Below are 12,173 nucleotides of genomic sequence, written 5' to 3'. Positions count from 1 at the left end.
TATATCTACTATACTGAAATAAGTGGCAAAAATAGCTTCAAACTTCGTACGCGTTCACGAGTATACTACCTTTAAAATGAGCGAAAAACACATATTTTATTTAGCAACTAGCTATAAAAACTATTGTTGATGGTTAGTATACGGTTAATCTTATAGTTGCTGCATGTTTTATTCTTAGCAACCAAGTGCTTTTTTATACTTAAAACAACGTATTTCTAGCATTGGCAGACCCGTGAATGCGTACTCAAACTTCCAATAAACATTAGTTGTTTGGTCCCTAACAATTATGGTTATATTAGCAAAGATATTATTAGTGATAAAAACCAAACACAAAAACTATGGGACAATTACTACATAAATGCGCCAGGACAACAGAGAAAACCCGCAGAGAAATACAGCTATCTCAAGAGAATATAGCAACCCTTGCTAGGCGTTTTGGTCTCAACCGTAAAACGGTAGCTAAGTGGGAAAAGAGAACTTTTTGCCAAGATGTGCCTATGGGGCCAGAAGTAAGACGTTCTAAGGTATTAACGAGCAAGAAGAGAAGGTGATTATTGCTTTTAGAAAGCTGACTCAATTACCTTTAGATGATTGTCTGTATACTTTACAAGAAACCATACCTCACTTATCCCATTCTACTTTGCATCGCTGTTTTCAGCGTCATGGCTGCCCTAAGCTAGAGAAAGTGCAGCATAAGGAGAAAGCGGCTAAGAAACATTTTAAAACCTATCCTATTGGTTATTTCCATATAGATATAGCAGAAGTACAAACAGCCGAGGGTAAACTCTATTTGTTTGTAGCCATAGATAGGACTAGTAAGTTTTGCTACGCCAGGATCTATCCGTTTGCTTTTAAGTCGGCAGCAGTAGGCTTTTTACAAGACTTGATAGCTTTTGTTCCCTATAAGATCCATAAAATACTAACAGATAATGGAGTACAATTTACCGATAGAAAAGAAGGAGAGTTAGCACTCGAACCTATGTTTGATCGTATTTGTGAGCAAGCAGATATTGTTCATAGAAGGACGCAAATAGACACCCATGGACCAATGGACAGGTAGAGTGTATGAATACAAGCCACTGTGCAAAGCTATTATTATAGCAACCACCAACAATTAAAGTGCCATCTAAATGACTTCTTGTTAGCTTATAATTTCGCTCGTAGACTCAAGGCCTTAAGGGGTAAAACTCCTTGGCAATTTTTAGAAGAACAATGGGGCAAAAATCCTCAGCTTTTTTACCAAAATATTAATACCTTCACTAAGGGACTGAATATCTAATAGACCCGAAAGACAAGGCGGCTGTTACGAAGGGCAGGAGATTTAGTGCGCATAAGAAAAATTTTAACCATTAATAGATACTACTAAGATACGCTTGGCGACCGAAGGGAGCAAGCCAAGACTGTTTTGTGTCAACAAAAACACGTCCTGAAAAAAAGCAAGAAGCAGACAAAAGAAAGATAATAGTAGCCTGTTTGTTCCTTACTCTTTATTCTTTTTTGCTTAGTAATTCAATTAACTCAGTTTTATATTTGCGTTTTCGAGAGGCTATTTTCATAGGTGTGGTGCCTTTGTTATCTTTAACATTCGGGTCAGCTCCATTTTCTATTAATAGTTTAACTAAATCTAGCGAAGTGCTATTAACGGACCAGTGCAAAGGAGTCTTACCATCCTGGTCTTGAATGTTTATATTGGCTCTTTTTGCTAATAATAGTTTAACTACTTCCACATCTCCTGTACTGGTAGCCCAATGTAATAAAGAGTAACTACCTTCTTTCCCTTGGTCCATAAAAGATTCATTTATGCAAACGTTAAAATTTAAATTTACTCCTTTTCTTAGCAGTAGCTTAACTATTTCTGTATGTTTTTTCTCAATAGCATAAAAAATAGAGGCATTACCATATATATTTCTACTGTTTATACCTGCCCCTTTTTCTATTAGATATTTTACTACTTCTAAATGGCCGCCTTTAACGGCTAAATGTAGTGGTGTATCCTGATAACTGTTTATAGGGTCTACATGAGCACCTTTATCTATTAACAATCTGATTAAGGCTATGTTGCCATTACAAGCGGCTCTATGCAGTGGTGTATGAGCAGAGGCTGTTCCCGCGTCTGAATAACTATACTCGTTTTTACAGTTTATATCTACTCTTTTTTCTAGTAGTAATTTAACCATTTCTATATCTTCCTGCTCAACAGCTAGGTATAGTGGATAACCCTTTAGTCCCTTCTTATGTACGTCAGCACCTTCTCCTATTAAAACTTTAACTACTTCCAAATGACCATTTCCAATAGCTAAATGTAATGGTATATCATAATTACTTTTACTAAAACTAACACCTTGACGTCTAGCATTTACGTCTGCTCCTTTTTCTAATAATAATTTAACAACTTCTAAATGGCCGCTTTCAGTAGCTTCGTGAAGCGGACCACCATATTTGCTAAGTCTACCGATTTTATTTTTACCATTTATATCTGCTCCTCTTTCTAATAGTAGCTTTGTTATTTCTAAGTAGCCCCCACGTGCAGCTAATATCAATGGTGTACAACCAATACTATATCTATTTTTAGTATTTATGTCTGCCCCTCTTTCTAATAGTAGCTTAACTATCTCTAAGTGTCCTTCTTCTGTAGCTAAATGTATCGGTGTATTACCATATTTTCCTGTAATATTTACATCTGCACCTTTTTCTAGGAGTGCCTTAACTCTATCTAAATCACCTTCGCTGGCGGCTATATGCAACGATGTATTATTATCTTCATCAAGTTTATTTATATCTATTACCTCTAGGGAGGGAGATATTCTTAGTCTTTTTCCTTCGGGAGAAAGGAGAACATCTTCAGATTTTGAGCCGTCTATAGCGTCTATAGAAGGAGAGAGGGAAGATGTGTGGTCTCTCTTACGTTTCCTATTCTTTACAAAATATAAAGCTGTAGCCGTGGTTGCTGTAAGCCCAGCTGCTAGAAATGAATTTAAAAGTCCTATCTCATATATAAGTGCACCACCACCTACAACAGCACTGCCAATCATTGCAGTTAACCCCATTTTAACATAGTCCTTAGCAAAATCCTTAGTAGTCTCCTTAATAAGTTCTATTGATAAATCCTGTATTCCGCCTTTACCTTTTCCATTGTCTCTATGAACAATTTCATGTGCTAAATTTACTAAGTGTCCCTTTTGTGCCCATTTATCAACGAACTCTTCTTCTCGCAATTTAATAACTGCTTCAAGGTGCTTTGTATCTAATTGATGTCTAGCTAGGACAGAATTGGTCTCTTTCAGATTTTTTATCAAGCTTCGCATAGTATAATTAGGAACTAGCTCAATACTAAGTACTTTACCCCCAGTCATAGGGCTATTTCTATGTCCCCTATCAAACCAACCTTGTATTGCTGCTCTCTCATAGGTATGCCCATCTTGCGCAATAACAGGATCTTCCATAATCTCATGGGTGATTGGGCACAAACATTCATCGGGAATATTCTTACCTTCCCTCATACCGCCTAAGAGTCCTCTTTTCCCTAGATAAACATGCCCTGGCTGATTAGATTTTGGTAAATGTACCTCAATCAACCTCTTTTGTTCTACCTCACTTAAGCTAGCTACTTTTGCTATATCTACATCTGCTGCTAGGTATACAGGTAAATCCTTATGCGTTCTGCTAAAGCCCACAGGCAAGTTTTCTTCTACACTCGCGCGTAGCTTATCAGCTTCCACATAGAATCTAACTGTATGGTCTCCCTGAGCTGTAAGAGCCTGACCTGCTAAAGGAGCGATGTTTATTGTAGTGATACTTGGATGAATATTATTCTGTATAATTTCTGGTTGCTTTTTTTGAATAGGCATAATGGTATTGTGTATGCCACCACAGCTTTGCATTTGTAAAGAAAGGCTAATTAATAAAATACAAGACAGCAAGCGTTCTCCTTTTGAAAAATAAGTAGGTTTCATAGTAATATAGATTATATTATAAAGTGGGAAGTATATTACTATAAAAATAAATTGTTTGCAAAAAAACGTCCTTACTTCTTAGGATTTAGAATAAGAGTTTTGTATTTGTAGAAGAGCACCTACTAAATAAATGCAAAGCCGCTGGCATGAGGCTGAAAAAGCACGAGGGGCCATTCGAGCCACTTAAACTGGATAATAGTAAAAAAGACTCACTGTTATCATCCATTAATTTATATATCCTCTTATTATTTGCTTTGGTATTGTTAAAAAGAGATAGGATTAGTAAGTTAGAGGAAAAAGTATGAATTGTCCTCGATGTAATAATACTCAAAGCTGTAAAGATGGAATTGTTAGAGGTAGACAGCGCTACCAGTGTAAAAGTTGCCGTTTCCCTTACACAGTTAGTCACAAATCAGATGTTAAACCTGTATCTACTAAGCGAAAAGCGTTGCAATTATACTTAGAAGGATTAGGATTTCGAGCTATAGGCCGTATACTCAACATAAGCTATGGAACAGTCTATCAATGGGTAAAAGCATGTGGAGATCAAGTAAGTTTACCAGAAAGACAAGATCAAGTAGATATAGTCGAGATGGATGAAATACACACATATGTGGGTTCAAAAAAGTCTACTGCTGGATATGGATAGCTGTTGATAGATTGAGCAAGCGTTTTATATCATATGTGTGTGGAGATCGCTCGACACAAACCGGATTGAAGTTATGGGAGCGCGTCAAGGATATAGGCAAGCTGTATTGTAGTGATTATTGGAAAAGCTACCAGCAGTTTATTCCAAAAGATAAACACCGACAAAGCAAATCAGAAACTTATACAGTGGAAGGATATAATAGCTTAATTAGGCACTATTTAGCAAGATTTAAGCGTAAAGGAAAATGCTATAGCAAACAGGTGCACATGATAGAAAAATCACTTCATTTATTAATGGCTAAACTAAATAATCAGCCCCCTATCTTAATTTAACAATACCTAATTTTTTTTGTTTCTTTCTACTACATGTTAGCACAATATTGATATAAATGTAAAAGCTAAGCTTTATTTTGCAAAGGATTAAATTTGTCTAGTAGCAGCTATATGAAACAATATGTAGAACGGCCCAAAAGCCAACTTGGAAGTTTTCCGATTGCCAATGTAATTTTTAGTACCATGCTAGCTCTATTTGTCATGGGATTATTCGGATTACTCCTTATCCATGCTACCAAGCTTACAAAAACAGTTCAGGAAAATGTGACTATCCAAGTTTATTTAAATAAAAATATAACAGAAAATGGTATTGTAAAGATTGACCAATTTTTAAGCCAACAAGCTTTTGTGCTAAAAAGGAATGGAGGTCCACAAATACTGTTTATCTCTAAAAAAGAAGCAGCAGAGAATTTCATAAAGGAAACAGGCGAAGATTTTACACAAATTTTAAAAGATAATCCATTAAGAGATAGCTATATAGTACATATTGACCCAGCTTATCAGGCAACCGAGTTGTTACAAAGTATTAAAAAGGATATATCAGATATAGATGGGGTTTTTGAAGTATGCTATATAGAAAATTTGGTTGCTACCATTAATAAAAATGTTAGACAAGTTAGTATAGTGCTCATTTTCTTTACCATTATTTTACTTTTTGCAGTAATCGTTTTAATCAACAATACAATTAAACTGGCATTGTACTCACAACGTTTTCTAATAAGAAGCATGAACTTGGTTGGTGCTACCGCTAGCTTTATAAGAAAGCCTTTTCTGCTAAGATCTATGCTCATTGGTTTGTTAGCTGGCACCATAGCAGATGTACTTTTACTTTCTTTATTGCACTATGCCAATCTACAGATAGATTCTTTACCCACATTACAGCAGCCCATCAAGATCTTTATATTATTAGCCTGTATACCATTATTAGGGATAGGTATTACATTCTTGGGTACTTACCAAGCAATTAATAAGTACTTACATTTATCTCTAGAAAATTTACATTAAAACCATGAAGCAACAACAAACTAATAAACTGCCTTTTTGCAAGATCAATTACACATTACTAGTTACAGGGTTTATATTAATATTTATAGGATATGTATTAATGTCGTTAGATAAAGAACCTTATGGCTTTGGCACATTAGGTATTACAATAGGCCCTATTATGCTTGTACTAGGCTTTATTATCGAATTCTTTGCAATCATGTACACAGCAAAAAGAAAATAAGTTTAATCTATCCTATTTTTTCTTTATTTATACTCTTTTATATGGAATTGCAACAATTGAATCATTCAGAAGGAACCATGCTCCTTATTAATAAACCATTAGGCTGGACGTCTTTTGACATAGTAAAAAAGCTTAGAAATACTTTTAAAATAAAGAAAATAGGACATGCTGGTACGCTAGATCCCTTAGCTACAGGGCTTTTAATTATTTGTACAGAAAAGAAAACCAAAACCATAAGTTACTATCAAGAATTAGCTAAAGTTTATACTGGCCAGCTAGTATTAGGAAAAACTACACCTTCTATTGACTTAGAAACTCCTTTTGACAGCTCCGTCCCATATGACCATATTACTGAGACAGCTATATACGAGCTAGCACAAACTTTTATAGGCTGTATTACACAAATCCCTCCTGCCTACTCGGCTATAAAAACTAAAGGAGTTAGAGCCTACAAAAAGGCACGGGAAGGTAGTCAACCTGACTTACAGCCTAGAGAGGTAACTATCCATAATTTTACTATTACCGCTATTGATTTACCATCTGTTAATTTTGAGATTACTTGTAGCAAAGGAACTTATATACGCAGTATTGTACGTGATTTTGCAGAAAGATTAGGTACAGGGGCTTATTTATCAGAGCTATGTAGAACTCATATAGGGCCATATAGCCTCAATGAAGCTTACGAAATAGAAAATCTTACAAAGTTGGATGATTCACGCTTAAATGTTTTATAAATCTACCTATTAATGATAAAGCTCATCTAATTATATCTTTAAACTTATAAATGCTTCTTTAAGATACCTATTCCTAATATAAGCCAAGAAATACCTTGTCCTATATAAAAAGCATCTATAGGTAAAGGCTTGGTAACATTCCATATAAGCATGCCTACTAGCACACATAAACATGACCCTGTAAACAAACGAGTACTTATGCAATGTGGCTTAAAATAACTTAAGATAAAAGGTGGAAAAATGCAGGCTGCAAAAACGCCTTTTAACAGACGCCAAGCCATTTCGAAATTTCCTTTATAAAAGATAACTATACAGAATGTAAAAATTCCTGTAATCGAGGAGGCTACTAGATGAGATAAGAATTTTGATTTATACTGCATGAGCTTCAAATCATACATGAGTGTTGTGCTAGATATAAACATAAAAGAATCTAGCGTCGATAAAATAGTAGCTAGCACAGCACCCAAAAACAACCCCTTTAAACCATGGGGCAATATATGCAAGCAATAATATAGAGAAGCATTCAGAGGTTCTACACTAGGACAGTAAGCTTTTGCGTAAAGACCTATAAGTGTAGTACAGATATCAAATACGATCCAGCAGAAAATTGAAACAAGAATACCCCTTATTGCCACACGGTCTGTCTGTGCGCTTAAGCATCGTTGATAAAAAGTAGGATTTAAAAAAGTAGTAGAGATAGCTATAAAAAACCATACAAACGTATCTAATGCAGAAAAATTACTACAAAAGGTGAAATGGCTAGGCGGACAATGTAATACCAGGTAGTTAATGCCACCGAATTTTAAAAAAGAGATAATAACTACAGAAATAACACCTAGATACATACAGATAACCTGCACAAAATCAGAGAAAACAATGGCCCGGAAGCCACCAAACAGACTGTAAATAAACACAAATATCAAGCCTATGCTTACTGCCACTGGGAAAGAAATAGGAAAGAGTGTTTTCAGAAATATTCCCACCCCTATTGCATAAGTAACTGGTAAGGTTTTTATGAAAATAAGCGTAGCAGAAAATTTGCCAGGACCATTACCTACTAACCGAGAAAAAAGCTCTGGGAAGCTTAAAATTTGCATTCTTCTAATATATCTAGCTAGTAATATAGCAAACAGTATATAGGAGATATACCAAAACACACCCTGTGTCAGAAAAGTATATATGCCATATTGAAAAGCAATTTGCGTAACACCTAGAATATCTCCATACCAAGTGGACACCAATGTAGCAACAAAAAGGGGTAGTGTTAAACGCCTTCCCATCAATATATATTCGGTCCAAGAACTTCTTGTATCCTCCTTATGATTAATAAAATACCTTTTTTGTATATATACTCCGTAAACAGATGCTAGTAGCGTGAGCAATACAGTTAGCAGAAACATACTCCAATCCCATAAGGTAAGCGTATGCCAGAGAGAGGTAGTAGATGACATCATATAGTACTTCGTTGATAAATAAACATATTACATTCAACGGAGAGGAAAGGAGTAGGGAGACACCACCTGTAAATATTACTGATGAATGAAATATTTTTACACAATTCCTCCACTAGTATTATCTAGATCAGGTGTACGGGTTAGCTTATGCTTCTCAGCCTTGGTGGGCACCCCGTTGGACAAATTCTAATTGCAAATATAAATTTAAAATTTAACCAAAATCAAATATATTGAAGTTTAGTATTTACAAACAATACAAAGTGAACTACTCTTAAATACCAAGTAATTTTTTATGGTTTTTATTTACACATTAAAACGAAAATGCATAATATCTCCATCTTGTACTATATAATCTTTTCCCTCTATCCTTATCTTACCAACTTCTCTACATGCTAGTTCTGATTTGTAGGTTTGATAGTCATCCAATTTTATAACTTCTGCCTTAATAAATCCCCTTTCAAAGTCACTATGGATAACGCCTGCTGCTTGTGGTGCTTTGGTACCTTGCTGAATGGTCCAAGCACGTATTTCTTGTGGACCTGCTGTAAAGTAGGTAATAAGGTTTAGATTGTTATAAGACGCTTTGATAAGTTGATCTAGTCCAGAAATGCCTAATCCATACTCACTTAATAAAATTGTTTTTTCTTCTGGGCTTAATTCAGCTATTTCTGCTTCTATATTTGCACACACTAATATGAGTTCGGCATTTTCGCCTTTAATTGCTTCTTGAAGTTTAGCAACATGAGAGTTTGTACGCTTTCTAAGTGTATCTTCATCTACATTCGCTACATAGACCACAGGCTTCATGGTTAGCAGTTGCCAAGTATTTACTAATTCGCGTTGCGCTGGCTCTAGATCTGCTCCTCTTAGGTTATGACCTTGCTGAAGCCAATCCTCTAATTTCTTTAGCAAAAGAAATTCTTGCTGTGCTTCCTTATTGCCTGTTTTAGCTATCTTCTCAGACTTAGCAATGCGTTTTTCAATGGTTTCTAAGTCTTTAAGTTGAAGCTCATGATCAATAATCTCCTTATCGAATACAGGGTCTACTTGTCCAGCAACATGTATAACCTGATCATTGGTAAAGCAACGAACTACATGTACAATAGCATCTACCTCTCGGATATTTGCCAAAAACTTATTACCTAGACCCTCGCCTTGGCTAGCACCCTTTACTAAGCCAGCTATATCTACAAACTCCAGCAAGGTAGGAACAACCTTTTTAGGTTCAATAAGACCTGCCAGTATCTGCAACCTTTCGTCTGGAACCGATACAATGCCTACATTAGGTTCTATTGTACAAAAAGGGAAATTAGAAGCTAATGCCTTCCCATTAGAAAGTGCATTAAACAACGTAGATTTGCCTACGTTAGGTAGGCCTACAATACCATATTTTAAAGCCATTAGCGTTTAATGAAAGAAACCTACCCCCTGTATTGTATTTGCGCATGACAACTCACAACAACACATCAGCAATTAATAAAAATAATTGCTGCTTATATGCACGCTAACATATCAGTGGGTAGGCTTATTAGCAATCTTGTCTACTTAATCTTCTTGATTGCTTCTATCTGAATCAGAATTAAAATCTTTGAATTTGTCAAAATCATAGTGAGGCAGCAATTCAGTTTTAATGTGTTCTGCTGTACTATTTAGAGCTTCTAAAAATTTATTAAGGTCTTCTTTATATAGAAAGATTTTATGCTTTTCGTAACGGCTTCCTTCGTCACTATATTGTTTTTTACTTTCTGTAATAGTGAGGTAATAATCGTTAGCACGCGTTGCCTTTACGTCAAAAAAATAAGTACGTTTCCCTGCCTTTACTTTTTTTGAATAAACTTCTTGTGATTCTTTATGCGCTTCCACAATATCTAGATTTAGGTTATACAAAAATTTAAACTTACTACAAATAAAATCATTTTATAATACTGAAACAAAAGTAAGGCAAATTATGTGTTATGTAACCATTCCTTTTTCTCTAGCAACATTTCTTTAGTTTCTTGATGGTCCATATCGGGTACACAGCAATCTACAGGGCATACGGCAGCACATTGTGGCTCTTCATGAAACCCTACACACTCTGTACATTTATCCGTAACAATATAGAAGAACTCTTCTGAAAGAGGTGCTTGCGGCATACTGGCATCTAGGGTAATACCGTTCTTGCTTACTTGCTTTAAATTGGTACCCTCACTCCAATTCCATGCAGCTCCTCCTTCATATATAGCATTATTAGGACACTCTGGTTCGCAAGCACCACAATTAATGCATACATCCGTAATCTTTATAGCCATAAGATACTTTTAACTTTTTTAAGGATTTAAAGCTTGTTTTTATAACAACATAACACGTTTATTGTTGTAGTACAAATATAGTATCAGCTATTTATAGCCCAAATTCAACTTAGCATATAAAATTTTTAATCTCTTAATCTTAAATGCTACTATAAAATGTCAATTTTAAATCAATACCCATTCCAATCTAGCAAAAAAAGATACATCAAATATGCTTTTATGATAATCAATTCCCAAAACTACTCTGTTTATCAGCTAAAAATTGCTTTATGAAATAGTAATTTAATAACTCCAAGTTATATTATAGGCTTATACCATTTCTATTATACACAATATGAATCTCTTTATATAAGTAAGATTTTATTTACATCTGGTATTACTTACTCTATGCATACTACCAACCTTACTTAACATCTGGGTATTGTTAAAACAAGATAGAGTTATTGGTATTGTTAAAAAGAGATAGAATTATTAAGTTAGAGGGAAACTATGAACTGTCCTCGATGTAATAATGCTCAAAGCTGTAAAGATGGAATTGTTAGAGGTAAACAGCGCTATCAGTGTAAAAGTTGCCGTTTCCGTTACACAGTTAGTCACAAATCAGATGTTAAACCTGTATCTACTAAGCGAAAAGCGTTGCAATTATATTTGGAAGGGTTAGGATTTCGAGCTATAGGGCGTATACTCAACATAAGCTATGGAACAGTCTATCAATGGGTAAAAGCATGTAGAGAGCAAGTAAGTTTACCAGAAAGACAAGATCAAGTAGAGATAGTCGAGATGGGTGAAATACACACTTATGTAGGTTCAAAAAAGTCTACTGCTGAATATGGATAGCTGTTGATAGGATGAGCAAGCGTTTTATAACTTATGTATGTGGAGATCGATCGAGACAAACAGGACTAAAGCTATGGGAGCTCGTCAAGGATATAGGCAAGCTGTATTGTAGTGATTATTGGAAAAGCTACCAGCAGTTTATTCCAAAAGATAAACATAGACAAAGCAAATCAGAAACATATACAAACATATACAGTGGAAGGATATAATAGCTTAATGAGGCACTATTTAGCTAGATTTAAACGCAAAGGTAAATGTTATAGCAAGCAGGTACATATGATCGAAAAATCGCTTCATTTATTAATGGCTAAACTAAATAATCAGCCCCCTATCTTAATTTAACAATACCACATCTGATAGCCATATACTATTATCATTCTAAACCAAAGATGATCCAATGATTATATATGTCAGCTAGTCTTGTATACCCCTGTTAGATAGATACCATAAGGTTACTCTAATAGCAGTTTTATTTTTATACTCATTTATTAGACCTACTGCGAAAGAGGTTGATAAAGAGAGTAGAAAAGGTTAAAATGTAATCCTTGTTATATACTAAAAGGAATAAGTATGCATTTAACCTACACCAGAATAAGCAAGTACCCATACAATTTTAGAAGAATAACTGGATTGAGGCTAGAAACATTAGACCTACTGCGAAAGAGGTTGATAAAGAGAGTAGAAAAGGTTAAAAT

General features: G+C 35.0%; 10 protein-coding genes, 3 pseudogenes and 1 riboswitch. Of the genes and pseudogenes, 8 read left to right on the top strand and 5 right to left on the bottom strand.

The window, feature by feature from the left end; all coding sequences use genetic code 11:
- The first annotated feature begins 338 nt into the window (after positions 1-338).
- A pseudogene (locus tag AASI_RS02010) lies at positions 339-1,279 on the top strand (IS481 family transposase).
- 208 nt (positions 1,280-1,487) lie between these two features.
- On the opposite strand, the gene AASI_RS02005 reads toward AASI_RS02010, so the two are convergent.
- Positions 1,488-3,953: an ankyrin repeat domain-containing protein gene (locus AASI_RS02005; protein ID WP_012472573.1), complete on the bottom strand. Its 2,466-nt coding sequence runs from the start codon at positions 3,951-3,953 to the stop codon at positions 1,488-1,490.
- Between the two features lie 146 nt (positions 3,954-4,099).
- On the opposite strand from AASI_RS02005, the gene AASI_RS08765 reads away from it, so the two are divergent.
- The 5 genes from AASI_RS08765 to truB all read left to right on the top strand — a co-directional run bounded on the left by AASI_RS08765 (position 4,100) and on the right by truB (position 6,896).
- Positions 4,100-4,258: a hypothetical protein gene (locus AASI_RS08765; protein WP_012472572.1), complete on the top strand. Its 159-nt coding sequence runs from the start codon at positions 4,100-4,102 to the stop codon at positions 4,256-4,258.
- A protein-coding gene (locus AASI_RS07940) for an IS1-like element ISCaa4 family transposase (protein ID WP_148204915.1) occupies positions 4,255-4,934 on the top strand; the annotation gives its coding sequence in 2 pieces (ribosomal slippage) (positions 4,255-4,573 and positions 4,573-4,934; 681 coding nt in all). The genes AASI_RS08765 and AASI_RS07940 overlap by 4 nt, the downstream gene beginning before the upstream one ends.
- A gap of 111 nt (positions 4,935-5,045) precedes the next feature.
- Positions 5,046-5,939, top strand: coding sequence for a cell division protein FtsX (locus AASI_RS01990; protein WP_012472571.1), 894 nt, complete (start codon positions 5,046-5,048; stop codon positions 5,937-5,939).
- Between the two features lie 4 nt (positions 5,940-5,943).
- Positions 5,944-6,162 (top strand): DUF3098 domain-containing protein, encoded by a 219-nt coding sequence (locus AASI_RS01985; protein ID WP_012472570.1) that lies wholly within the window; start codon positions 5,944-5,946, stop codon positions 6,160-6,162.
- Positions 6,163-6,203: 41 nt separating this feature from the next.
- Entirely contained in the window at positions 6,204-6,896 is a 693-nt protein-coding gene (gene truB / locus AASI_RS01980; RefSeq protein WP_012472569.1) for a tRNA pseudouridine(55) synthase TruB, read from the top strand.
- Between the two features lie 44 nt (positions 6,897-6,940).
- On the opposite strand, the gene AASI_RS01975 is transcribed toward truB, so the two are convergent.
- From AASI_RS01975 to AASI_RS01960, 4 genes are all read right to left on the bottom strand, one after another.
- On the bottom strand, positions 6,941-8,176 hold the full coding sequence (locus AASI_RS01975) for a sodium:solute symporter family protein (protein ID WP_187146285.1): 1,236 nt from the start codon (positions 8,174-8,176) through the stop codon (positions 6,941-6,943).
- A 261-nt stretch (positions 8,177-8,437) separates the two neighbouring features.
- Positions 8,438-8,535, bottom strand: a riboswitch (TPP riboswitch).
- Positions 8,536-8,653: 118 nt separating this feature from the next.
- On the bottom strand, positions 8,654-9,751 hold the full coding sequence (ychF, locus tag AASI_RS01970; protein WP_012472567.1) for a redox-regulated ATPase YchF: 1,098 nt from the start codon (positions 9,749-9,751) through the stop codon (positions 8,654-8,656).
- Between the two features lie 144 nt (positions 9,752-9,895).
- Positions 9,896-10,213, bottom strand: coding sequence for a DUF3276 family protein (locus tag AASI_RS01965; protein ID WP_044282743.1), 318 nt, complete (start codon positions 10,211-10,213; stop codon positions 9,896-9,898).
- 83 nt (positions 10,214-10,296) lie between these two features.
- A complete protein-coding gene (locus AASI_RS01960) occupies positions 10,297-10,641 on the bottom strand; it encodes a 4Fe-4S binding protein (RefSeq protein ID WP_012472565.1) in 345 nt (114 codons plus the stop codon).
- A gap of 489 nt (positions 10,642-11,130) precedes the next feature.
- On the opposite strand from AASI_RS01960, the pseudogene AASI_RS07935 reads away from it, so the two are divergent.
- Positions 11,131-11,820, top strand: a pseudogene (locus AASI_RS07935) (IS1 family transposase).
- Positions 11,821-12,048: 228 nt separating this feature from the next.
- Positions 12,049-12,171, top strand: a pseudogene (locus AASI_RS08570) (IS5/IS1182 family transposase); the annotation flags it as partial.
- Positions 12,172-12,173 lie beyond the last annotated feature (2 nt).

The sequence above is a fragment of the Candidatus Amoebophilus asiaticus 5a2 genome (assembly GCF_000020565.1).
Lineage (GTDB): Bacteria > Bacteroidota > Bacteroidia > Cytophagales > Amoebophilaceae > Amoebophilus > Amoebophilus asiaticus.
This window is presented reverse-complemented; position numbering and strand designations above follow the sequence as displayed.